General features: G+C 33.1%; 21 protein-coding genes. 11 read left to right on the top strand and 10 right to left on the bottom strand.

The genetic code is table 11. The features are described 5' to 3' along the window. The first annotated feature begins 5 nt into the window (after positions 1-5). Both ACHRVZ_RS16265 and ACHRVZ_RS16260 read left to right on the top strand, forming a co-directional pair. Entirely contained in the window at positions 6-1,334 is a 1,329-nt protein-coding gene (locus ACHRVZ_RS16265; protein ID WP_395423856.1) for an SWIM zinc finger family protein, read from the top strand. 297 nt (positions 1,335-1,631) lie between these two features. Continuing rightward, entirely contained in the window at positions 1,632-2,030 is a 399-nt protein-coding gene (locus tag ACHRVZ_RS16260; protein WP_395423854.1) for a helix-turn-helix domain-containing protein, read from the top strand. Between the two features lie 94 nt (positions 2,031-2,124). Here ACHRVZ_RS16260 and ACHRVZ_RS16255 read toward each other — a convergent pair whose 3' ends face one another. From ACHRVZ_RS16255 to ACHRVZ_RS16235, 5 genes are all read right to left on the bottom strand, one after another. Then, a complete protein-coding gene (locus tag ACHRVZ_RS16255; protein ID WP_395423852.1) occupies positions 2,125-4,785 on the bottom strand; it encodes a DEAD/DEAH box helicase in 2,661 nt (886 codons plus the stop codon). Beyond that, a complete protein-coding gene (locus tag ACHRVZ_RS16250; RefSeq protein WP_395423850.1) occupies positions 4,782-5,720 on the bottom strand; it encodes a DUF1837 domain-containing protein in 939 nt (312 codons plus the stop codon). The genes ACHRVZ_RS16255 and ACHRVZ_RS16250 overlap by 4 nt, the downstream gene beginning before the upstream one ends. A 263-nt stretch (positions 5,721-5,983) precedes the next feature. Continuing rightward, complete coding sequence (locus ACHRVZ_RS16245; protein WP_395423848.1) at positions 5,984-7,135, bottom strand: hypothetical protein; 1,152 nt, start codon at positions 7,133-7,135, stop codon at positions 5,984-5,986. Between the two features lie 154 nt (positions 7,136-7,289). Then, complete coding sequence (locus ACHRVZ_RS16240) at positions 7,290-8,087, bottom strand: TatD family hydrolase (RefSeq protein WP_395423845.1); 798 nt, start codon at positions 8,085-8,087, stop codon at positions 7,290-7,292. Positions 8,088-8,539: 452 nt separating this feature from the next. Further along, on the bottom strand, positions 8,540-9,961 hold the full coding sequence (locus ACHRVZ_RS16235; protein WP_395423844.1) for an RtcB family protein: 1,422 nt from the start codon (positions 9,959-9,961) through the stop codon (positions 8,540-8,542). A 231-nt stretch (positions 9,962-10,192) separates the two neighbouring features. Between ACHRVZ_RS16235 and ACHRVZ_RS16230 the strand changes: the two genes are divergently transcribed. The 7 genes from ACHRVZ_RS16230 to ACHRVZ_RS16200 all read left to right on the top strand — a co-directional run bounded on the left by ACHRVZ_RS16230 (position 10,193) and on the right by ACHRVZ_RS16200 (position 19,377). Further along, on the top strand, positions 10,193-11,230 hold the full coding sequence (locus ACHRVZ_RS16230) for a helix-turn-helix transcriptional regulator (protein ID WP_395423842.1): 1,038 nt from the start codon (positions 10,193-10,195) through the stop codon (positions 11,228-11,230). Positions 11,231-11,451: 221 nt separating this feature from the next. Continuing rightward, positions 11,452-11,910 (top strand): MarR family winged helix-turn-helix transcriptional regulator, encoded by a 459-nt coding sequence (locus tag ACHRVZ_RS16225; protein WP_395423839.1) that lies wholly within the window; start codon positions 11,452-11,454, stop codon positions 11,908-11,910. A gap of 53 nt (positions 11,911-11,963) precedes the next feature. Further along, the gene (locus tag ACHRVZ_RS16220) at positions 11,964-14,354 is read left to right on the top strand and encodes a 3-hydroxyacyl-CoA dehydrogenase NAD-binding domain-containing protein (RefSeq protein ID WP_395423836.1); all 2,391 of its coding nucleotides are present in this window, start codon (positions 11,964-11,966) and stop codon (positions 14,352-14,354) included. Positions 14,355-14,528: 174 nt separating this feature from the next. Next, a complete protein-coding gene (locus ACHRVZ_RS16215; protein ID WP_026984655.1) occupies positions 14,529-15,710 on the top strand; it encodes an acetyl-CoA C-acyltransferase in 1,182 nt (393 codons plus the stop codon). A 130-nt stretch (positions 15,711-15,840) separates the two neighbouring features. Beyond that, the gene (locus tag ACHRVZ_RS16210) at positions 15,841-16,191 is read left to right on the top strand and encodes a four helix bundle protein (RefSeq protein WP_395423835.1); all 351 of its coding nucleotides are present in this window, start codon (positions 15,841-15,843) and stop codon (positions 16,189-16,191) included. Between the two features lie 57 nt (positions 16,192-16,248). Continuing rightward, a complete protein-coding gene (locus ACHRVZ_RS16205) occupies positions 16,249-18,054 on the top strand; it encodes an acyl-CoA dehydrogenase family protein (protein WP_395423832.1) in 1,806 nt (601 codons plus the stop codon). A gap of 228 nt (positions 18,055-18,282) precedes the next feature. Further along, a complete protein-coding gene (locus ACHRVZ_RS16200; RefSeq protein WP_395423829.1) occupies positions 18,283-19,377 on the top strand; it encodes a glycoside hydrolase family 18 protein in 1,095 nt (364 codons plus the stop codon). 82 nt (positions 19,378-19,459) lie between these two features. On the opposite strand, the gene ACHRVZ_RS16195 is transcribed toward ACHRVZ_RS16200, so the two are convergent. From ACHRVZ_RS16195 to ACHRVZ_RS16185, 3 genes are all read right to left on the bottom strand, one after another. Next, positions 19,460-19,942, bottom strand: a complete 483-nt coding sequence (locus ACHRVZ_RS16195) for a hypothetical protein (protein ID WP_395423827.1) — start codon at positions 19,940-19,942, stop codon at positions 19,460-19,462. 80 nt (positions 19,943-20,022) lie between these two features. After that, positions 20,023-20,544 carry a DUF4251 domain-containing protein gene (locus tag ACHRVZ_RS16190; protein ID WP_395423825.1) on the bottom strand — a complete coding sequence of 174 codons (522 nt, stop codon included), beginning with the start codon at positions 20,542-20,544 and terminating at the stop codon, positions 20,023-20,025. Between the two features lie 31 nt (positions 20,545-20,575). Then, positions 20,576-21,010, bottom strand: coding sequence for an META domain-containing protein (locus ACHRVZ_RS16185; protein ID WP_395423823.1), 435 nt, complete (start codon positions 21,008-21,010; stop codon positions 20,576-20,578). A gap of 212 nt (positions 21,011-21,222) precedes the next feature. Here ACHRVZ_RS16185 and ACHRVZ_RS16180 point away from each other — a divergent pair, with 212 nt between their 5' ends. Both ACHRVZ_RS16180 and ACHRVZ_RS16175 read left to right on the top strand, forming a co-directional pair. Continuing rightward, positions 21,223-21,750 carry a superoxide dismutase family protein gene (locus tag ACHRVZ_RS16180; protein ID WP_395423821.1) on the top strand — a complete coding sequence of 176 codons (528 nt, stop codon included), beginning with the start codon at positions 21,223-21,225 and terminating at the stop codon, positions 21,748-21,750. A 118-nt stretch (positions 21,751-21,868) separates the two neighbouring features. After that, positions 21,869-23,071 (top strand): LETM1-related biofilm-associated protein, encoded by a 1,203-nt coding sequence (locus ACHRVZ_RS16175; RefSeq protein ID WP_395423818.1) that lies wholly within the window; start codon positions 21,869-21,871, stop codon positions 23,069-23,071. Between the two features lie 33 nt (positions 23,072-23,104). Here the strand turns inward: ACHRVZ_RS16175 and can are convergent, their stop codons facing one another. Beyond that, the gene (can, locus tag ACHRVZ_RS16170; RefSeq protein ID WP_041515976.1) at positions 23,105-23,743 is read right to left on the bottom strand and encodes a carbonate dehydratase; all 639 of its coding nucleotides are present in this window, start codon (positions 23,741-23,743) and stop codon (positions 23,105-23,107) included. 126 nt (positions 23,744-23,869) lie between these two features. Further along, positions 23,870-25,519, bottom strand: coding sequence for a SulP family inorganic anion transporter (locus tag ACHRVZ_RS16165; RefSeq protein ID WP_395423815.1), 1,650 nt, complete (start codon positions 25,517-25,519; stop codon positions 23,870-23,872). Between the last annotated feature and the right edge of the window lie 45 nt (positions 25,520-25,564).

The following is a 25,564-nucleotide window of genomic DNA, read 5'->3' as shown; positions in this document are numbered from 1 at the left end:
GAAAAATGAAAGATCTCGAATATAATTATAAAGGAATTTCGACTTACAGTAAAACCAAAGGCATTAACAATCTGGTTTTGGCACACCAAACCGAAATTGAAGAAGTCAATAACATACCCTGTTTTTTCTGGGGAAGTTTGACAGATCCTTATGTTACCGCAAAATGTTGGACTACGATTGCCAAAGTCGTTCGTTCCAGTTTTGGTCCCATTCCGCCAAGTCTTCGCGATCCTATCGTTTCGGCAGGATCTGAGCGTTTGCGTTTCGAAGGATTTTCGTCCTGCAATGGCGTTTATGTGCGATTAGACATGAAACCCGAAGCAATCGACGGAGAATTTATTGCCAACGGAACCACGAATGTCGATTTTAATGACCCAATGCTGAATGCCTTAAATGCGATTCAGAAAAACGAAAAAGTAACGCTTGCCGTGGGTCAGCAGGATGTTCAGGTGATTACCAGCAAAGCAAAAGTGACGGAGAAAAAAGTGACTTTGCCAATGCGCTGGATAAAAGGTTTAACGAGCGTTCAGTTGTATCTGGCAGATATGGATATTAAGTTTGAGTTGAATAAAATTCAGACGATTCAGCTGTTTCAAAGTTTACCAAAAGGAACTGTAAAAGGTGATTTTTTCATCACCAAAAGAGCCGGAAAATTTATGTTTTCGACTTTAGCTACAGCCGATAGCGTTAGAATTGGCGGTGTGCAGCGTTTGCGTTTGTTAGAAGGAATTCTGGCTATTGTAGATAAATTTTTCATCTACGAATCGTCAGACAAACAAACTTGCGCGATTGTGGCCGAGTTTGGAAAAATGCAGCTTCTTATGGCTTTTTCTCCAGATTCCTACCGAGGTTTTTCGGGCGAAGGAAATGTACTCGAAACAATGACCGAAAACTTACCTATAGAATGGGTTTACGGATTAAACAGTTTATTAAAATCAAACGAAACTTTTGACCCAACAATGCTTTCGATCGAAAATGACATCGATTTTGGCACGATGGATAATCTGACTTCGAATTTATCCTCGATGGGATTATTGGGTTATGATTTAAGCGAAAAAGCACATTTTTACCGTCGTCTTCCTTTTAAAACCGAACGTATTTTATCACTAAATCCGAGGCTTAAAAATGCCAAAAAACTATTAGCTAACGAAGACATCGAAATCGTCGAGCGAAGAGCCGATTATATCGAAGCCAAAGTAAAAGGTTCCGGCGTTGTACACAAAGTTATTATCGACAATAATTCGCAAAGATGTACCTGCGACTGGTTTACGGCTTATCAGGGTAAAAGAGGGATTTGCAAGCATATTTTGGGAGTTAAAATGATGATTTCTTAGCAGCTTGTTTTTATTTAAACACATACAAACATAGGTTATAGTCTTTATAAAAGAATACAAAAAGAAACAAGTTTCTAACACATAGCTCTCTATGTTTATTTTAAATAAGTGAAACGCCTTTTTTAAGTGTGTTAAGTCTATGTTTCTATGTGTTAAAAACAATTACACTTAACCTATTAAAGTAAGAAAAAGCATATATTTACTTTTTATAAAACCAACCAAAATTGTATTTTATCAAATTGATTTTGTATTTTACGGAAAGCTATTTTTATCAAAAAAAATAAATACCTTTGAATTATGAGCACAGCAACTAAACCCAAACATATTGGCAGAAATATTAGCCGAATAAGAGAGCTTCGTGGTATGAAACAAGAAGCACTTGCGCAAGCAATTGGTTCAAACCAACAAGCTATTTCAGGAATTGAAGGAAGCGAAGAAGTTGATGCTAAAAAACTGCTAGAAATTGCAAAAGCACTTGGCGTTACTGTTGAAGCGATTGAAAACTTTTCGGAAGAATCTGTTTTTAGTTACTTTAATACCTTTTATGATAATAGTGTTAATCAAGGTCAAATAAATGGTCCTAATCATAATTGTACATTCAATCCTCTTGATAAAGTTGTGGAATTTTACGAACGTTTGGTTCAGGCTGAAAAAGATAAGGTTGAGTATTTAGAGAAATTGATGAAATTGAAATAGGGATTTTTCTTTTTATATAGAATTGAAAAAAGCGCAAAACTTTAAGGTTTGCGCTTTTTTTTGTTATTAAATATATCTGTATTTTGAAAATAAGCTATTCTTCATCTTGAAGCAAAAAACCTTTTCTCTTTAGATAATCATTATAGATTTTTTGAATCTTCAATTCTTTCTGAGTTGACAACCATTCTATTGGCTTTTCAGCATGCTCTTCGGGTATAAGTTTATAAATCTTAATTGCAATTGATCTTGAAATTCCTTTAGAAATCAAAAATAAAACTAAATTATCTCTAGTTCCTAATTCTAACATTGTAGGTAAAGAAAGGCTAAGCTTATATAACTCTAATTCTTCTTCTGTAAGTACATATTCTAAAATATCCGCCAGTAACTTTGTATATTTTACTAAAACATAACCTATTATCGATGAATAAATTTTTATTACTTCATTTATTGTCTTATTTACATCTCTTTTATTATTTCTATCGATAATTTTTCTGACATCAGAATTAAAATCTATCTCTTTAATTATCAATTCTTTAAAACTTACATTATCTAACCATAAAGTAGCATAAAATACCATTTGTGGAACTGTTCTGGAGATATCATGTTTAAAATAAGCTTCCTTATGAAAATCAAATATTTCATCCAACTTGTATAATATATTATTTAATTGGCCAAAGAAATTACTTTCTTGGTGAACTTTTTTTGATAATGTCTCCCTATCCCATTTCGCATTTATATATTTATGCATATGAAGAACCCAATCTTTTACACCTTCTTCCTTAATTCTTAAGTATAACTGATTTTGAAGTTCAGGATCTATACTAGGATTGAGTCGTAATACGTCACTGGGCAACTTAATATATTCTAATTTTTCAGAAAGATTACTTACTATTAGTTCAATTAAATTCTCATCTGTATTTTTATCCTTTAGGTACTCAACAAGTTTTTCTTCCCCTTTAAGGTACTTCAGTTTTAGGAAAGTAACTCCAAACTCTAATTTCTTATTCCCAATATCCAGAGGTTGGTTTAAAGCCGAAATTAATTCGTCAATTGGATGGCTTAAAATTTTATTAATAGCGGGAATAATTTCTTTATCAGGCTCATTTTCAAAAAAATCCTCAGCCCATTCTTCTTCTTCTTTTTCTAAGCAAATTATCGTTCCAGTAAGCGCATCTCTAATCCTACCAGCCCGCCCAACGATATTTCCAAATTCAAATGGGCTTAGTTTCTTGTTATCTTTTTTTGGGTATGGAATAAAAATTTTTTCAGCAGGTAAATTAACTCCTTCTACCAATGTAGAAGTACAAATAATATTATCAAGATATCCATTTGAAAAAAGATACTCTAATTCACCTCTTATAATCTCAGGCAATTTGCCATGATGAAAAGCAGATTTAATTTTTAATATATCTACTAAATTGTATTGATGATGAATTTCTTCTTTTATTAAATCAATCAATTCATTTATTTCTTCGCTTAATTGAGGTTTTTCATTACTTTTAGCTACTGTTAAATAATTTGAAAATTGCTCTACATAATTTGCTTTTGGTAAATAAATTAAATTTTTGCTTTTCTTTCCAAATTTCAATAAAACATTTACTGTCGTTTTTAATTTATTATCCTTTATTTGTTTTCCATAATCAAAATCAATTGGAACCTCAATTTTGTTTATTAATTCTTCAAGAAAAAAAATACTAGCAAGAACTACCTTATTATCCTTTAATGGTTTTAAACTAATTTTTAATTGAAATACTGGAGAGAATATTGTTTTTAAATTTTCGCTGAACTCTTTAAACATTTGTTTTAATAATGAGTCCGGATTATTCAAAAACGGCCCTGCCGTTATTTTTCTGGATTTTTTCCATAGAGCTTCCATTTCATTGATTAAATGCTCAAAAACAAAACCCCTATTACCTTCGTCTTCAATATTTTGAACTTCATCTATAAAGATCAAATCAGGAGAAAAATCATTTTTATAAGAATACTGTATTAATTTTAATGTCCGTTCTGGTGTCAATATAAATATCTCTTTATTTGAGAATTGGTCTTCTACATCAAGACCTTCTTTTTCTATAAATGCAGTATTTATGTTTACATCAGAATCTAATATTCTTCTAAAATCTTCTGAAACTTCTGAAATTAAAGCTCTAGTTGGAACAATATAAATGACAAAAAATGATTCTCTGTTTAAAAAAGAATATCTAACAAAATTTTGAATTATAAATGATTTTCCCGCAGAAGTTGGAGCAGATATAGCAACATTTTCATTGCTCCTTGTCAATATGTTCCATAAAAATTTTTGGTAATCTGATCCAATTATTTTTTTACTTCCACTATCAATTTCATTTAAAGCAATTTTAGATCCCAATTCAAAGTCCATTACCGTACCAAAACTAACATCAAAAAATAAATTTCCAGACATTGAATTTATTGTTACAAGTTCTTTAAAAAACTTAGCAGCAATCAAATTTCCTGATCTAGATAAAATGATATAAGCGACTTTCCTATATTCTTTCGAATCATATTCTAAAAAGAGAGCAATTCCAAATACTGAACTTAAATACTTATCATTTTCTTCAGTACTTGTAGAAATAATGGTAGCTAGCCATATCGCCTTGTCTAAACTATTTTCATCAATCTCGTTTTTCGGTAATTCTACTTCTAATTCAGAATAAAATCTATTTGTTATTAAAGAATTTAAAACACCTTTAAAAACAGGATGTTCTTTTGCTGATTTAATCGTTAAATTCGTCATCCTTTCCGTTCGTATTTTCTTCCATTATGGAAAATCTGATAACACATTTCTCTAAAAGAACTAACATCTCTAACCGGCATCATAAAAAATTCAAGTGTAATATCTGAAACATTTGCCAATGATTTTTTAATATAATTTGTTCTTTTAGTTTTAACTGATTTAATTAATTTTAAAATTTCATTTTCTATTTCTGTCAAATCTTCTTCGATTATTTTACCAATTTTTTTCTCCTTATACATTAAAAAAGCGGGATAGCATATACTGTATTCCTCAAATTCTTTTTGTTTAACTCTTAAACTTTGATAAATTAGATCCAAATCACCTTGGTCTAAATTATTTAAATCCCTGCTTAGGTGTTTTTTTGCTACATCCAATTCTCTCTCTACTGTTTCAGAGTTGCTTATAAATCTTTCTAAAGATTCTATTACATCTCCTACACACGCATTAAAACTATTTCTCATTTTAGACTCACCAATTAAAAGAGTTGCTTTATCATTAATATTCCCAATAAAAATTCCGTCTCCTCCTTTTACTTGATCATTATTATTATATGTTTGAGAAATTTTATGAACAATCATGGGCGCTTGCAATACAGATTCAACGAATAGATATAAAATTAGTTCACCATATCTGCCATCTGTTAATGGATCAATATCTCCAAAATAACTTAATGCTTTATCAAGAGGAATATATCCATCCTCAATAAGTTCCTTTATTTCTTTTTTATCAAATACATATTGTTCAACTTCACAACGCAAGTAATTTATAAAACCTTCAATATTCTGCTCATTATTTTCACATTTTAAACTATAAAATTTAATTTTAACTTCATCTGAGATTACTTCCTCTTCATGTAGAATAAACCAATTCAAAAAAGTGTCTCTGTCAACTTTTATAAGCTGTAACCAATCTATTTCTTTAATCTTAGTTGCCATCTCCAATTGATTATGTTACTATTTATGTAAATATATAAAGATTTTTACTACATGTTTTTACGGTTTTCCGTAATCAATCTTTTAAATAAATCATTGAAATTCAATAAAATGTATCTAGCCGAATATCATTTTATGTCTTGTCTTCAAATATATATAAACAAAAAGCCTTTAAACCCAGTAAAAACACCTGATTTAAAAGCCAACAAATAAAATCTCTAATAATACCTAACAGGTTTTTGAAACCTGTTAGGAAACATCGCTATTTAGTAATCTTCATTATCAGGCGGAGCAGTTTTATTACGTGTCGTTATTTCCCAATTCTCTTTTTGATATGGATTATCTATTTTATCAATTTGAACTAAAAACCTCAATTGCCCTTTGCGGTCGTCATCTTTATCAATTAAAACTCTAAATCCGTATCCTTTTATCTTTTCGATATATTCGTTGTCTAAAGGATTGTTCTGATAATAGCTTATTGCAACATTAATTTCTTTTGAAAACTGAGTATTCTTAGCTAAAAATTCTAATAATTGTAAAGCAGCTTCCTTTTTAAATTCAGTATCATTTATTTTATCCGGTTCTACTTTATAAAACGTATTAAACTCTAATATTAAATTATCACAGCCACCTACACTTGCATTAATTAGAGTATCATTCTTTTTATATATTTCTTCGATAGTTTCGGTATAATTATGCATTTCGATACTTCTGGTACGTTTTTCTACTCCAGGAATATCATTAAAAATAGTTTTAGATTTCAATTTTGCCAATTTACATTTTGACAAATATGATTCTTCGTATAGATTACCATTCTTGTATATAAATGATAATGAAGTCGATTTTAAATTTTCTACCGAACTTGAATACGTTCTGAAATTTTGTGTAACCTTAATTTTAAATTTATTACCAACAAAATTTGCTTCGTCAATTATATTGTATGAAAAAGGAGCATATCCCAGAATACTATGAGATTCTTTTTCCTTAATTTCATCTTTCATAATATAGAAAATAAAATCTTGATTTGTGTTTGCATTTCCTCCTAACATTCCTTCAGATGATCTGTTAATTACATAATCAATGATTCCGTCATTATTAAAATCAGCTTTTTCAAAAATTGAAAATGAAACGGTATAAGGATCGTCATCATTTGCAAACGAAACGTAATAAGGAGATTCAGATATTTGCATTTCCTTATATTTTTGTTCGCCAATTTCTTCATTTAAAAGCCTTTTTAAAAAATTGCCTTCTATTTCGGTCGGAATTACTTTTTCTTCTTCTGGTTCTACAGCCGAAACCGTGTCTTTACTACTTTTTTTATGTACAGCTTTTACTTCTTTTTTGCATGAAAATGCTAAGAGAATAAAGGCAAGAAGAATTATTTTTTTACTTTGAAAGCATATTGATTTATAAGTCATTAATCAATCTTATTTTGGGTTAAACTGCTAAAAATTAATTAGTTTTTCGGTATGTATATGAGTTGTATTATGACTTCAAATTAACAAATAAAAAACCACAAACTCACATGATAAATTTGCAAATTTGCGGTTAGAAATAAATTAAATTCCAATTCTAAATTCCAAAAAAGTCTTTAGCATTCCTGGTCGTTTCTTCAGCAACCACAATCCCCGAAACTCCTTTAAACTGCGCTACAGTTGCTGCAACAAAAGGCAGAAAAGCAGGTTCGCAACGGCGTTCGTGGTATTTTTTCAGGAGATTATTGGGTACGTTTTTCGGCAGCATGAATGGTGCATCGGTTTCGATCATCATTCGGTCAAGCGGCACATACTGAATGACTTCTTTTAAATGACTGAAACGTTTGGTATCTGAAATTGCTCCCGTAAAACCCAGATAAAATCCGTTATCGAGATAGGTTTTGGCTTCTTGCAAAGTTCCCGTAAAACAATGCACAACGGCTTTTGGTAATTGCGGTAAATAGTCTTTGGTAATGCTCATAAACCTTGTAAAAGCGGCTCTTTCGTGCAAAAACAAAGGCTTTTGAACTTCGATCGCCAATTCTAATTGGGCTTTGTAACAGGTTTCCTGTACATTTCTGGGCGAAAAGTCACGATCAAAATCGAGTCCGCACTCACCTACTGAAACTACGTGTTTCTGTTTTAATAAATTTCGAAGTTTCATAATGCTCTGCGCATCAAAACTCTTCGCATCATGCGGGTGAATTCCCGCCGTTGCATATAATATTCTGGGATATTCTTTTGCCATTTGGGCAGAAGCCTCGCTATTTTTTACGCTTGTTCCGGTGAGTATCATTTGCGATACATCGGCATCGATCGCATCTTGTACGACATCGTCTATGTCGTTTTGGAATTGTTTGTTTGTTAAATTAATTCCGATATCTATATATGTCATTTTTTTTTTAAAGTTACAAAAGCTCAAAGGGACAGAGGGACAAAGGTTTCTTCTCTTTGAGTCTTTAATTATTATTTTAAGTTGCTAAGGTTCTGAGAGGCTAAGGGGCTAAGGTTTTTCTCTCTCTGTTGCCTTAAATTATTTTTTTTTTAGTGTAATATTTGTCATTTCGACCGAAGGGAGAAATCACACTATCCCGAAGCCTCGGGACGCAATCAGAATGTCGCCAATCTTTGTCGAGTCCCGCGTTTGATTTCTCCCTTCGGCCGAAATGACAAACTTTGCGCAGAAAAACTCTTTGCGACCTTCGCGTAATTCTTTGCGCTCTTTGCGGTTAAAATTACCACAAAACGTTAGACGCACTGCAGTGCGTCTCTACACTGAAAACTGAGACCGTGACTGATCAAAAAAAAAACGTCTCTACACTGAAAACTGCGACTGAACACTAAAAATCAATCCTCACGGCTTCCGTCATCCGCCATTCTAACCAATTTAGGGGTAAACTTCGCTACAACATCAACTAAATCTTGCTGTGCTTCCATGACTTGATTGATATCTTTGTAAGCCATTGGCGCTTCGTCCAAACCTGCGCCAATAAGTGTTACGCCGTGATGTTGTAAAATCGATTGCATCTCCGTTTTAGTAATGTTTTTTATGGCTTTCGTTCTACTCATTTGTCTTCCTGCTCCATGCGAAGCCGAATTTATGGCGTTCTCCTCGCCTTTTCCTCTCACCAAAAATCCTGGTGCAGTCATGCTTCCGGGAATGATTCCCATAACGCCTTTACCAGCTGGAGTTGCTCCTTTTCTATGTACGATCACTTCTTCACCGTTCCAGATTTCTTTCCACGCAAAATTATGGTGATTTTCGACTTTGGCTAAAATCGTTGCTCCCAGAGCGCGTTCCATTTTGTTATGGATAATCTCATGACAAGCCGAAGCGTAATCTCCCGCAAGATTCATCGCCATCCAATATTCTTGTCCCAATTGTGAGTTCATATCCAGATACGCTAAGTTTTTAGCCACTTCCGGAAGTTTACAAACGTCTTTTGCCATTTTAGTATAATGTCCGGCAATTGTGGCACCCATTCCACGCGAACCTGAATGCGTTAACAAAGCGACATATTTTCCTTTTGGAATATTCAAAACCACATCGTCTTTCGCAAATTCCATGATTCCAAATTCGACAAAGTGATTCCCACCACCTGAAGATCCCAATTGCGACCAGGCTTTATCTTTTAAATTCTTCACAAACGGAGTCATATTAAAAGCATCGTTTTCTAAAACCGCATGATCTAATTTGTATTGTCCGTGAAATCCGTGACCTGCTCCAAAAATCGAATTCGCAATTAATTCTCTTTTGAACTTAGCTTCGTTTTCAAAGTAAAAATCTTCGCCAATATCATAAACTGACAAAGCCATTCTGCACCCAATATCAACTCCAACTCCATACGGAATAATAGCATTTTTAGTAGCTAAAACACCGCCAATTGGCAATCCATAACCTTGATGCGCATCTGGCATTAAAGCGCCGGCAACGGTAACAGGCAATTTCATGGCAACTTCCATTTGTTTTCTGGCTCCGTCTTCGATATGTTCTAATCCGTAAGCAGAATATGCATTGGGGTTTTGGTTTAAAGCGATAAAATCTTCTGGTTTTTCATTTGCTTTTTCGATTAAGGCAATGGCCAATTTGCTAAAAATTTTATCGTCAATATATTTTTCCGGAGTATTTAAAACGTTATTAAAATTTGCAATCATTTCATCTCTTGTAAATCCGTTTCGTTTGCTATTTATTTTTAAGGCAATACCAATTATTTTCCCCTCTGGAAATCCTAATTCAAGTATATCTGTACCGTTTATTTGTGTGTTCATTGTTTCTATTTTTTGATAGTACAAATGTTTATACTTACTACGCAATTATTTTGCGCAGTAAAATAAAAAATGTATTTTTATTTTAACTAAAGCATAAATCTCTCGCAAAGACGCGAAGTCGCAAAGTTTTTGTTTTTAAAGCCACAGATTAAAAGATTAAAAAAAATCTGCTTGATCTGCACAATCTGCGAGAAAGAAAACTTCACGCCTTCGAGAGCAAAACAACACAATATGTCACAAAACAAAAATGCCTTAATTCGGTATAAAACGATCGACAAATGTCTGCAAAATAAATACCGGCAATGGACTCTGGAAGATTTAATCGAATGCTGTTCTGAAGCTTTGTTTGAATATGAAGGCCGCGAAAACCCTATTAGCAAACGGACGATTCAAATGGATATTCAGCTGATGCGGAGCGAAAAGCTGGGTTACAATGCGCCAATTGTTGTTTACGATAAAAAGTATTATAAGTATGAAGACGAAGAATTTTCGATAACCGATATTCCACTAACGGAAACGGATATGAATGTTTTGACAGAAACGGTTTCGATGCTGAAACAGTTTAAGGATTTTTCTTTGTTTAATGATGTATCGGATATTTTGCAACGTTTGGAGGATAAAATCTACTCTGAAAAGTCGCATACCAAACCCGTAATTTATCTGGATAAAAATGAGAAACTGAAAGGGCTTCATTATTTAGATGAAATTTATCAGGCGATTATCAAAAAAGTTGTACTTGTAATTACTTACAAATCATTTAAATCAAAAGAAGAAAACAAGTTTCATTTTCATCCTTTTATTTTAAAAGAATTCAATAATCGATGGTTTTTGGTTGGGAAGAAAAAAAGTTCGCAGCCGATTACCAATTTGGCGCTCGACAGAATCACAGGAATCGATTATGATTTTAACCTTCCTTATATAGAAGAAGATTTTGATGCCGATTTGTTTTACAAAAATGTAATTGGCGTAACTGTAAATACGGGTTCAAGACCCAGCAGAATCGAACTTTGGATTGATGCCATAAATGCGCCTTATGTCTTGACAAAACCTTTGCATCAATCCCAACGTTTAATCAAAGAAAATGAAGATAAAAGTATTATTATTCATTTGTTTATTACTTCAAATTATGAAATGGAACGTATTTTACTTGGTTTTGGAGATGGAATTGAAGTTCTGCGGCCCGAAAACCTACGAAAACGAATGAAAAAGATACTAGAAAAGGCATTATCGAGATATGAAACTGAAGATAGTTCTGAATTAAAATCATAATTTTTTACAAATTATAGAATTAAACTTCATTTTAAAACAATAAAACAATTTTTACAGCATTAAATTTGTTAAAATCTAAAAAAAGAATAGTATATTTCAGTTAAAATTAAACCATAAACCACTCTAAATCAGAGACATTTTTTTACTAACCAAAAAATTATCAAATAATTATATGCGTGCATAGTATTTTTTGATTATATTTGAAATCGATATAGTTACCTATGAAAGAGAAAACAATAGATTATATTTTGAGAGCTACGTGGCAGGCCGTATCAAGAATGTATAACGAGGAAGCTGCAAAGTACGACGCCACAATGGCCACCGGATTTGCACTTTTGAGTATTGACAAAGAAGACGGGACTCCATCGACTGCTTTGGGCCCAAGAATGGGAATGGAAGCAACGAGTTTAACCCGAACATTAAAATCGATGGAAGACAAAGGTTTGATTGTTCGCAAAAAAAACCCCAGTGACGGCCGCGGTGTTTTAATTTACCTGACTGAATTTGGAAAAGAAAAAAGAGAGTTATCTAAAAATACAGTTCTGAAATTTAATGAAACCGTTAGAAAACATGTTTCAGACGAAAAACTGAAACATTTTATCGAAGTTTCTGAAATTATAAACGAATTAATTCAGGACAAAAACATATTTAATCAAACAGAAAACACAGAAAATGAATAGCCTTTTGTAAAGAGAAAATTCAAATTCTACCCAAAAAAACAAATTTTACAAATATGAAACGCACAATTAAAAAAGTTGCTGTAATTGGATCCGGAATTATGGGTTCAGGAATAGCTTGTCATTTTGCAAATATTGGTGTTGAAGTTTTACTTCTTGACATTGTACCGCGCGAATTGACAGAAGCTGAAGCTAAAAAAGGATTAACACTTGAAAGTAAAGCCGTTCGCAACCGTGTGGTAAACGAACATTTGGCGAATTCATTAAAATCGAAACCTTCTCCTATTTATAGTCAAAAATTCGCAAACCGAATCACAACTGGAAATACGACTGATGATATGGCTAAAATTGCCAATGTTGACTGGATTATTGAGGTTGTAGTAGAACGTTTAGACATTAAGAAATTAGTTTTTGAACAAATCGAGAAATTCCGTAAACCGGGAACTTTGGTTACTTCTAATACTTCTGGTATTCCAATTCATTTTATGAGTGAAGGAAGAAGCGAAGATTTTCAACAACACTTCTGTGGGACTCACTTTTTTAACCCTGCGCGTTACTTAAAATTATTTGAAATCATTCCTGGTCCAAAAACTTCAACTGAAGTATTGGATTTCTTAAACGAATACGGATCTAAATTTTTAGGAAAAACATCTGTTGTTGCTAAAGATACTCCGGCGTTTATTGGAAACAGAATTGGTATTTACGGAATCCAAAGTTTATTCCACTTGGTAAAAGAAATGGGATTAACTATCGAGGAAGTTGATAAATTGACTGGTCCGGTTATCGGTCGTCCAAAATCAGCAACTTTCCGTACTGTTGACGTTGTTGGTTTAGATACTTTGGTACATGTTGCCAACGGTATTTACGAAAACTGCCCAACTGACGAACAACACGAATTATTTAAACTTCCTGATTTCATCACAAAAATGATGGAAAATAATTGGTTAGGAAGTAAAACCGGACAAGGTTTCTACAAAAAAGTAGACAAAGATATTCTTACTCTTGATTTAGATACTCTAGAATATCGTGCTGCTAAAAAAGCAAATTTTGCTACACTTGAACTTACAAAAACTATCGATAAACCTATCAATCGTTTTAAAGTTTTAGTGAAAGGAAAAGACAAAGCTGGAGAATTTTACCGTAAGAGTTTCGCTGGAATGTTTGCTTATGTGTCAAACAGAATTCCTGAAATCTCAGACGAATTATATAAAATTGATGATGCAATGAAAGCCGGTTTTGGATGGGAAAATGGTCCTTTCGAAATTTGGGATGCAATTGGTGTCGAAAACGGAATTGAAATCATGAAAGCGGAAGGTTTAGAGCCTGCTGCTTGGGTTAACGAAATGATTGCTTCTGGAAGCAAAAGTTTCTATTCTGTAAAAGAAGGAGCAACTTATTTCTACAACATTCCAACAAAGTCACAAACTAAAGTTCCAGGACAAGATTCATTTATTATCCTGAACAACATTCGCGAAAGCAAAAAAGTTTGGAGCAATAGCGGTGCAATCATCCAAGATTTAGGAGACGGAATTTTGAACTTAGAATTCCAATCTAAAATGAATACAATTGGTGGTGACGTTCTACAAGCGATCAATAAAGCAATCGACTTATCTGAAAAAGAATATCAAGGTTTAGTTATTGGTAATCAAGCAGCGAATTTCTCTGTTGGAGCTAATATTGGAATGATTTTCATGATGGCTGTTGAACAGGAATATGACGAATTGAACATGGCAATCAAAATGTTCCAGGACACTATGATGCGCGTTCGTTACTCAGGAATTCCAGTTGTTGTAGCACCTCACGGAATGACTTTTGGCGGTGGATGCGAAATGAGCTTACACGCTGATAAAGTAGTTGCTGCTGCTGAAACTTATATGGGATTAGTTGAATTTGGTGTTGGTGTTCTTCCTGGTGGTGGTGGATCTAAAGAAATGGCTTTGAGAGCTTCAGATTTATTCCGCAAAAACGATGTGGAATTGAACGTTCTTCAAGAGTATTTCTTAACTATTGCTATGGCTAAAGTTTCAACTTCTGGTTATGAAGCTTTTGATACTGGACTTCTTCAACATGGAAAAGATGTTATCGTAGTAAACAAAGATCGTCAGATTGCAGAAGCTAAGAAACATGCTTTGTTAATGGCTGAAGCGGGTTATACACAACCAATCAGAAGAACTGATGTTAAAGTATTAGGAAAACAAGCACTTGGAATGTTCTTAGTTGGAACAGATCAAATGGAAGCTGGAAAATACATTTCTGAGCACGACAAGAAAATCGCTAACAAACTAGCTTATGTAATGGCTGGTGGTGATTTATCTGAAGCGACTTTAGTATCTGAACAATATTTATTAGATATCGAACGTGAAGCTTTCTTGAGTTTATGTACTGAGAGAAAAACTCTGGAGCGTATCCAATATATGTTAACTAAAGGAAAACCACTTAGAAATTAGAAAATAGAACAAAGAGAATAGAATATAGATTTCAGACTTCGTAAAGTCTATTTTCTATACTCTATCTTCTATACTCTTAAAAAATAGAATAAAGAGAAGAGAATATAGATTTTGAGACAAAGTAACGGTCTATTTTCTATGATCTATTTTCTATAATCTTAAAAAACAAAACAAATGAAAACAGCATATATAGTAAAAGCTTACCGTACTGCGGTAGGAAAAGCACCAAAAGGGGTTTTTAGATTTAAAAGACCTGATGAATTAGCAGCAGAAACTATTCAGTTTATGATGGATGAACTGCCAGATTTTGATAAAAAACGTATTGACGACGTTATGGTAGGAAATGCCATGCCGGAAGCAGAACAAGGTTTAAACGTTGGGCGTTTGATCTCATTAATGGGATTAAAAGTGGAAGATGTTCCTGGTGTTACTGTAAACCGTTATTGCGCATCTGGATTAGAAACTATCGGAATGGCAACTGCTAAAATCCAATCAGGAATGGCAGATTGTATTATTGCCGGTGGAGCTGAAAGTATGAGTTTTATTCCGATGGGAGGTTACAAACCAACTCCGGATTATAAAGTTGCTGCTGCAGGTCACGAAGATTACTATTGGGGAATGGGTTTAACTGCTGAAGCGGTTGCCAATCAATATAAAATTTCAAGAGAAGATCAAGATGAGTTTGCTTATAACTCTCATATGAAAGCCTTAAAAGCTCAGGCTGAAGGAAAATTCGACAAACAAATCGTTCCGATTACTGTTGAACAGACTTTCATAAACGAAAATGGTAAAAAAGAAACTAAATCATACGTTGTAAAACAAGACGAAGGCCCAAGAGCCGGAACTTCTGTTGCTGCTTTAGCAGGTTTAAGACCAGTTTTTGCCGCTGACGGAAGCGTAACTGCAGGAAACTCATCTCAAATGAGTGATGGTGCTGCTTTTGTTTTGATCATGAGCGAGGATATGGTTAAAGAATTAAATCTTGAGCCAATTGCAAGATTGGTAAATTTTGCTTCTTCTGGTGTTGAGCCAAGAATCATGGGTATCGGTCCTGTAAAAGCAATTCCGAAAGCCTTGAAACAAGCTGGTTTAGAATTGAAAGATATTGACTTGGTTGAATTAAACGAGGCATTTGCTTCTCAGTCTTTGGCTGTAATTCGCGAGTTAGGTTTAAATCCGGATATCGTAAACGTAAACGGTGGAGCTATCGCTTTAGGACACCCTCTAGGTTGTACAGGAGCTAAACTTTCTGTTCAGTTATTCGACGAGATGAAACGCAGAGGTAGTAAATACGGAATCGTGAGTATGTGTGTGGGAACTGGACAAGGTTCTGCAGGGATTTACGAAGTTCTTTAAAAAGAGAAAATAGAATATAGAATAAAGAGAATAGATGTTTTTTTGATGAAAGAGACAAGAATAAAGATTTTTAAAAAGTAATAAAAAACTTACTTTAAAATTCTTAGTTTCTTATCTTGGCTCAAAAAACATGAGACATAATTATAAGAATTTGAAGATTTGGAAGATTGGAATTGCAATTGCTAATGAAATTTCAGATGTATTAATAGAATTTCCAAAACACGAACGATACGATTTGAGTTCTCAAATAAGCAGATGTTCTGTTTCGATGCCTAGTAATATTGCCGAAGGATCTTCAAGAACCGATAAATCATTTAGTCACTTTATAGACATTTCTCTTGGTTCTTCATTTGAACTTATTACACAATTACTGATTGCTAAGCATAGAAAATATATAAACGAGATACAATTTAACCAATTAGAAATTAAAATAGAAGAATTCCAAAGAATGACAATGGGTTTTCAAAACGGACTAAAGTAAAAGTCTATTTTCTATACTCTATATTCTATTTTCTTTCAAAAAAAAAACAAAAACAAAATGGCAGATACAATCGAAAAAAACGTAACCCGTGGTGGTCAGTTTTTAGTTAAAGAAACAAAGTGCGAGGATATCTTTACCCCAGAAGATTTCTCTGAAGAGCAGTTAATGATGCGTGACTCTGTAAAAGAGTTCGTTGATAAAGAATTATGGGCGCATAAAGATCGTTTCGAAAAGAAAGATTATGCGTATACTGAATCATCTATGCGTAAAGCTGGTGAACTAGGACTTCTTGGTGTTGCGGTTCCAGAAGAATACGGTGGATTAGGAATGGGTTTTGTTTCTACAATGTTAGTTTGTGATTACATTTCTGGAGCAACTGGTTCGTTTTCTACTGCTTTTGGTGCTCACACAGGAATTGGAACTATGCCAATTACACTTTATGGTACTGAAGAGCAAAAGAAAAAATACGTTCCAAAATTGGCTTCTGGAGAATGGTTTGGAGCTTATTGCTTGACTGAGCCAGGTGCAGGATCTGATGCTAACTCAGGAAAAACAAAAGCTGTTTTATCTGAAGATGGAAAATACTACTCTATTACAGGACAAAAAATGTGGATTTCGAATGCAGGTTTCTGCAGCGTTTTCATCGTTTTTGCTCGTATTGGAGATGATAAAAACATCACTGGTTTCATCGTGGAAAACGATCCGTCAAACGGAATTTCTATGAATGAAGAAGAGCATAAATTAGGAATCCGTGCTTCTTCAACTCGTCAGGTTTTCTTCAACGATACAAAAGTTCCTGTTGAAAACATGCTATCTGAAAGAGGAAACGGTTTTAAAATTGCAATGAATGCTTTGAATGTTGGGCGTATTAAATTGGCTGCAGCTTGTCTTGATGCACAAAGAAGAGTAACAACCGGAGCAGTAAAATATGCTAACGAAAGAATTCAATTTAATACTGCAATCTCATCTTTTGGAGCTATCCGTTCTAAATTAGCTGAAATGGCAACTAATGCATACGCTGGAGAAAGTGCTTCTTACCGTGCTGCAAAAGATATTGAAGACAGAATTGCTGCGCGTGAAGCAGAAGGAACAACGCATCAAGAAGCGGAATTAAAAGGTGTTGAAGAATATGCTATCGAATGTTCAATCTTGAAAGTAGCTGTTTCTGAAGATATTCAATCTTGTTCTGATGAAGGTATTCAGATTTTTGGTGGAATGGGATTCTCTGAAGATACTCCAATGGAAAGTGCTTGGAGAGATGCTCGTATCGCTCGTATTTACGAAGGAACAAACGAAATTAACAGAATGCTTTCTGTTGGTATGCTGATCAAAAAGGCTATGAAAGGTCATGTTGATTTATTAGGACCAGCAATGAAAGTTCAGGAAGAATTAATGGGAATTCCATCTTTTGATACTCCGGATTTCTCTGAATTATTTGCTGAGGAAAAAGGAATCATTGCAAACTTGAAAAAAGTTTTCTTAATGGTTGCAGGAAGTGCTGTTCAAAAATATGGTGCTGATTTAGATGCTCACCAACAGCTGTTAATGGCAGCTTCTGATATCTTAATTGAGATTTACATGGCTGAAAGTACTATTTTAAGAACTGAAAAATTAGCCAAAAATCAAGGTGAAGATAAAGTTCAGGAGCAAATCGCTATGGCAAAATTATACTTGTACAAAGCTGTAGATATTGTAAACTTAAAAGGAAAAGAAGGTATTGCTTCTTTTGCTGAAGGTGACGAACAACGTATGATGTTAATGGGATTAAAACGTTTTACGAAATACACCAACTTGCCAAATGTAATCGCATTGAGAGAAACAATCGCTTCTAAATTAGTTGCAGAAAATACTTACTGCTTCTAATGTAAAAATAGTTTTTAGCTTTTAATTTGTTTGAACCCGCACTAATCCGAAACAGTGCGGGTTTATTTTTTTATATTCTTAAAGAAAAATCAGAAACCACAAACCGCAATATTTTTGCAGTCATTTGCAAAATTTTCGTTAAAATTAACTTTCTGCCTTATCTAAAATAGTTAAAAATCGAATGTATTACTTTATATTTAACATTCTAAAAACTCTAAAAGATATATAATGAAACAAATTAACCTGATTGCCTTGTTTTTATTGTGCAGTTTTACCACAAGTATTTTTGCACAAAAAACAAAAAAAATGGACATTATTGCCTATTATACAGGCGATAACAAATTGATTAACGAATATGAAATAAATAAGCTGGATCAAATTATTTTTAGTTTTTGTCATTTAAAAGATGGAAAACTAAGTGTTGATTCACCTAAGGATTCTACTACGATTAAGCATTTGGTTTCTTTGAAAGCCAAAAATCCGCAACTTAAAATTATTCTTTCACTTGGTGGCTGGGGAGGTTGTGAGCCTTGTTCTGCGGCATTTTCTACAGCCGAAGGAAGATTAACTTTTGCTAAATCTGTAAAAGAAGTTAGTAACTATTTTAAAGTTGATGGTTTAGATTTAGATTGGGAATATCCGGCAATTGAGGGACTGCCAGGACATTTATACCAAGCTGCCGACAAACCAAACTTTACTGAATTGATTAAAATTCTACGTTCAACTTTAGGTAAAAAATATGAATTAAGTTTTGCTGCCGGAGGTTTTCAAAAATATCTGGACGAATCTATTGATTGGAAAACTGTTGGTCCATTGGTTAATCGTATTAATATTATGAGCTACGATTTGGTTAACGGATATTCTAAAGTTACAGGACATCACACGCCATTATATAGCACAAATCCTAAAGAAGAGTCTACAGACAGAGCGGTGACTTATTTACTAAAACAAGGCATTCCTGCTGAAAAATTAGTTATTGGAGGCGCATTTTATACAAGAACATGGAAGAATGTAGAGAACATCAATAATGGTTTATACCAAGCCGGAGAACACATTTCAGGTGTTGATTTTAAAAACTTTGCTACGTATTACACAGAAGCAAATGGATGGAAGTATTTTTGGGATGATAAAGCTAAAGCACCTTATTGGTATAATGCAAAAGAAAAAATATTTGCAACAGGAGATGATTTAACCTCTATAAAAGCAAAAACTGAATATGTAAAATCGAAAAAATTAGGAGGTATTATGTTTTGGGAACTTCCTTTAGACAGTTTCCGCAATGGAATGGTAAATGCTATTTACGAGGTAAAAATCGCTAAATAAACACTTCAAAACAAAAAAAAACGTCAACTATTTAATTAAAGTAGTTGACGTTTTCTATTTATAAAAATATAAATTAACTTACTTATATTTTTGTTTTATCTAATTCTCCTATAAACGGAATCGAATTTTGAATTTCGTCACGAATGGTTGTTTGCAAATACACTTCTAACTGAATAAATTTTGCTGCATTTATTGCTCCTATAGCTTTTTTAGCCTGATTATAGGTTTTAGAGTATAATTTCTCGTATGACAAATTATTTTTCAAAGCTCCTTTTGCCAACTCGTCTGCTTTTGCATCTGTAAGAGTTGCATAATTTGCAGCATAATCATTTATCAATTGAAATTTTGTTTGACCAAGTGCTTTGCGTTCTGCCTCGTAATTATCGTAAACTTTTGTAAAAGCAGTAGCTTGAGTATCTGATAAATTCATATACTCTTTTACAAGATCACTTTTTGATTTTCCATAAATACTCTGCACAACTTCTATATCTTCCTTAAATGAAGATTGTGCGTAAGACGAAAATGAGGCGACTGCCACAACAAGAATAAGACTTAATTTTTTCATAGTTCTAATTTTAAATTTATTTTTCAAGAATTTATATAGGGGTAAGCACAATGAATTTTTATGATATTAAAATATCTTCCTTATTTTTTATTCTCTTCAGTTTTAGGAGCTCTAATCTCACCATCATATGATATAAAGGCTCTATTATTACTTGTTATAGAAAGCGATCCTCTTCCGTTAAAGAATATAGTAAACAAAAGACTATATACATCGCCTTTGCCTTTTACGGTTGCACTTAAAGTATAGTTTTTTTTCTTTGTTTCTACTTTAATATTTTCAGGTATACCTTCAAATTTCATTCCGCCATCGCCACCATAAGGAACGTTAAAAGCACGACCAAAAAAAGGCAAATCACAAGTGGTTTTCTCAGGATTGAATTTTAAAAAATACGTGTTATAATCTATAAAAATAAGTCTTCCTCCTTGCGGAGTAACTTTCTCTGCCTCAAAATCAAATTTCTTCGAATCTATAAGGGCTTCGATTTCTTTTTGTTTTTTTAAAGCTTGCTCTGCTTTTATCTCCTTACTCGTTTTCTCCTGTGCATAAAGAGCTAAATTCAAAAAACAAAACAACACCAATAAAATGGATGATTTAGTTTTCATAAAAAATATATTAATAGGATTAAAAGCTATTTTACTTTTTGGTAAAACGCATCATCGCAATATCTCCGGAAATAAAGTTCAACGTTTTACCATCATCAGTAACATCATATGAAGTTATTTTAGGTAAGGTGCTCATAAAAACTTGCTCACCTTGTCGATCTGCACACATCATTTTGGTTATCGCCATAGGCTGATTAAAATCAATTTTATTACCTGTAACAACAAGTTTTCCGGTAAAAGAATTACAACTGTTGTTTCCAGAAACTCGGTTTTCTTTTATATCAAAATTAATTGTGGGCTTTTTATTTGGATACAAACCATCAAAAGCAATTCTTGGACCTGTTATATAATCCAACTCCCAAGTTCCTTCAAGTTTAGAAACCGAATCGCTTTTTTGTGCTTTAGAAGCATTACACGAAACTAAGACAACTCCCAAAAAAAATAAAGTTAAAATATTCTTTATCATGATTTTATAGATTAAATTAAAAATACGATGAATAGTAATGAATAATTCTTTCAATTCGAGGTTATACGAATTTACGCAATAATTTTTGGTTCTGCACTTTAAAATTACATTAAATTGCAACGAATAGTTTTAGATTTTTTTAACTATCAGCGCCAATCAAAGTCGGAATTTTATGTTAAATTTACTTAATCTTTAATTCAAAAGTCTCTTATATGAAAAAAATAATCGTTTCCTTCGCTATAATTACAGCTTTAGTTGTTGGCTGTAAGACTAATACAAAATCAAGTGATGCTAAAACTCTTACTGTAGCACTAGAGCCAAAAAGCAACAGTACAGTAGCCGGAACAGCAACTTTTACAGAAAAAAATGGTAAAGTAACGTTTGTTGCAAAAATGACCGGTTTACAACCAGGTGTTCATGCAATACACATTCACGAAAAAGCAGACTGTAGTTCTGCAGACGGAAGCTCTGCCGGCGGACACTGGAATCCAACTTTTAAAAAACACGGAAAATGGGGTTCAGCTGAATATCACAAAGGTGATATTGGCAACTTTACTGCTGATGCAAAAGGTAACGGAACTATTACATTAACTACTGACGAATGGTGTGTTGGTTGTGGAGATGCAACTAAAGATGTTCTGGGTAAAGGTTTAATTGTGCATCAGGGAACTGATGATTTTACTACACAACCTACAGGAAATGCAGGCGGTAGAGTTGCTTGCGCAGGAATCATTAAGTAAAAAAATCATAAGAATACGTAATAACCACTATATTTTCACAAAATGTAGTGGTTATTTCATTTAAAATCTAGTCGAAAACAAGAAAAAGATATAGCTTTGCAGCTATAAATTCAATTCAATGATTAACCCATCAGCACACGGCTGGATAGATAAGTTTTTTAGTGAGCAAAAGTTTTCAGAAGCTATTCCTTTTGAAACTGCCGATTCGTTTTACTATAAAGTTAGAGAAACCGGATTTATCTATGGTCACATCATTGCTATTGATTCTCAAATTCCAATACCTATAAAAGGCTGGTTCAAGACCGAAATTTCTAAGGTTGCTTTGTTAAACAATTTATATCATGTATTTTGTTTAGAAAAAAGAAGCTCTGAACCGAACAATTTCATTACTGAAGTTTTAAAGTTTTACAACGAAATGAATCCGGAGGGATTTAATTTGTTCAAAATTTTACTTCCAAAAGATACTCCTTCCCTTTCTTTAGAGAACATTATAGATCAACGTGTTCAAACGAATGATAGTATTATCAGTAAAAACTTTTCGCATTTGGTTACTAATGCGCTTTTGTTTATTGATGTACTGGCTTTCAGACAATATTTAGAGAAAGGTGCAATTCCTGAAAAATATCTAAAACGAATTGAAGAAACTGTTCTTGGCATTGTGGCTTTGGCTTTAAAAACCAAAACAATCAAATCGCAGCACGACGATTTATTGATTAAACTTTTTGAAGCTTCTATTCGATATTCAAAATTTTCAAAAGTTACAGTTGACACTTTAGAAACTTTGCAACTCGATTATTTCCATAATAAACTCGAACAATATTATTTGATCGATATGGCCGGAATGGCGTTATGGAGTGATGGCGTTGTAGAAAATGAAGAAGCTTATTTTTTATACTCGTTAGGATCAATGATGAACATCTCTGACGATTTTATAACCAAAAGTATTGATACGACTAATACCTTTATAACTACTCACAAAAAGGAAATTCCATATTTTAATTATTCTAATCCTGTAAAACACTTTTACGATCAAATGACACAGAGTGTTGTAAAATTGATTGTAAGAAACAAAAACAGGCTGGTTAAGGAAATTATTCAGAGCAAAGAATTAATGGTTTTATTAGCATATTCTACCACCAGAGATCTGGATGCAAAAGAAAAGAAGAAAGTAAAAAAACAACTTTTGGATATTTGTAAAACGATTCCGTCACTAACTATTTTCTTACTTCCTGGCGGAAGTTTATTATTGCCAATTTTAATAAAGTTTATTCCAACGTTATTACCATCAGCATTCAATGAAAATCTAGACGAAAACGAATAAAAAAAATCGCCCTTTTGAGGCGATTTTTTATTCTTATAGATTATTCAACTGATAAACATCATCTAGTTCATCATTCGAACTGATATTCACATTCAAATCAGTAACAAAACCTGAGTTCAATCCGTAAACCCATCCGTGAAGCATTAAATCCTGACCGTTTTTCCAAGCTCCTTGTACAATTGAAGTCTTAGCTAAGTTGTAAACTTGTTCTTTAGCATTGATTTCAACAAAAGCATTAAAACGTTCTGTTTCATCTTCAATAGAGTTCAAATACTTATCATGTAAACGATACTCATCTTTAATGTGACGAATCCAGTTGTCGATAATTCCAACAGACATATTACCCATTGCAGCTTTTACACCACCACAACCATAATGTCCGCAAACAATAACGTGTTTTACTTTAAGAACATTTACTGCATAATCTAAAACACTCAACATATTCATATCAGAGTGCACAACCATATTAGCAATATTACGGTGTACAAAAACTTCTCCCGGTTTAGCACCAATAATTTCATTTGCAGGGACACGACTGTCTGAACATCCAATCCATAATAATGGCGGAGATTGTCCTTTTGCTAAATCAGCAAAATAATTTGAATCTTTTGCTAAAGAATCTTCTACCCATTTTTTATTATTTTCTAATAACTGCTCATAAAACTTTCTCATTGTATTTTTTTGTTTTTTGAATGGTATTTCTCTATGTCTAAACATATCAAAAATAACTTTAGTGTAAAGTTATCTAATTTTTAATACTTCTCACAATCAAGAAATACCTTAATTTATTTAATTTGTTTAAAAATCTTCTTTTACCACCTCTTTTTTAACCAAGGCTCTTTTTGCAACATCATAATAATGTTCAATAGAAACGTGGTTGTTTATGTCTGGTGAATTTTCAAGCTCGTAAGCTTCTTTAAAACCTTTTAGTTTTACTTTAATATTTTCATCAATGGCTCTAGTTTCTTTGAACTCACGAATCAAATCTAGAACATCATGCGCGATATACTCTGTATCTTCAGCATTGATGATTACTTTAGAATTTTCAGGAATCTCACTCAAAGTCGATTTAATAGCTGCTTTATTCAAGAACGAAACTTCCTGAGCTAGATCGATATGAATAACATCGCCATCTTCGTATTCTTCTTTTTTAAAGCTGTAAGCTCTTTTTAAGTTTCCTCTCAATACAAAAATTACGCTGATGATAATTCCTAAAGCAACTCCTTTAAGTAAATCTGTTGCTACAACAAATACTAAAGTGGCAACAAAAGGTATGAATTGGTATTTTCCTTTTTCCCAAAAATGCTTAAATGTTGCAGGTTTAGCTAATTTATATCCAACTAAAATTAAAACGGTAGCCAAAGTTGCCAATGGAATTTTGTTTAAAAGTGCGGGAACAGCCAAAACACTTATTAATAAAAGTACCCCGTGAATAATAGCAGACATTTTAGATTTTGCACCGGCATTATTATTTGCCGAAGATCTAACTACAACTGATGTCATAGGTAAACCTCCTAAAAGTGAACTTACAATATTACCAATACCCTGTGCTCTAAGCTCAACATTTGTATCTGTGTAACGTTTTTGCACATCCATTCTATCAGCAGCTTCAATACATAATAATGTTTCAATAGAAGCTACAATGGCAATTGTAATAGCAACTACCCAAACTTGCGGATTTGTAACAGCAGCAAAATTTGGAGTTATTAGAATAGATTTAAATTCATCAAAAGATTTTGGAACTGGCAATGAAACCAAATGTTCTTTCGCAATTGCCAATGAGCTTCCTGTAGAAACAAAAAATTCATTTAAGGCTATACCAATAATAACGGCTACAAGTGCTCCCGGAATTAATTTTAATTTCTTTAAAAAAGAAACTTTATCCCAAGAGATTAATATAACAAGTGAAATAAGAGAAATAACTACTGCTCCTAAATGTATGTGATTAAATACGTCGAATAAAAATGAAAATGAATTACTTCCGTCATTCTGAGCAAAAGCCTGGTCTCCTTCAAAATCAGCATCATAACCAAAAGCGTGAGGCAATTGTTTCAAGATGATAATGATTCCGATACCCGCTAACATCCCCTCAATTACATTGGTTGGAAAATAATTCGAGATACTTCCGGCTTTTAAAAAACCTAATGCTAATTGAATTAATCCAGCAATAAAAACAGACATTAAAAAAACATCGAAAGCTCCCAAATCAGTAATAGCGGTTAAAATAATAGCTGTTAACCCAGCTGCTGGTCCCGATACACTAATGTGTGACTGGCTTAAATAACCTACCACAATACCACCAATAACACCCGCGATAATACCAGAAAATAAAGGTGCTCCAGAAGCCATTGCTATACCTAAACACAATGGGAGAGCCACCAAAAACACAACCAAACCTGATGCGAAATCAGATTTTAGGTTGGCAAAAAGATTGATTTTTTTTGTCATAATACAATACTAAAAAAATTATTCATTAAAGATTAGCCGCATTTG

The sequence above is a fragment of the Flavobacterium sp. FlaQc-57 genome (assembly GCF_044007395.1).
GTDB lineage: Bacteria > Bacteroidota > Bacteroidia > Flavobacteriales > Flavobacteriaceae > Flavobacterium.
Note: the sequence above shows the minus strand (reverse complement) of the source record. Positions and strands in the feature narration are given on the sequence as shown.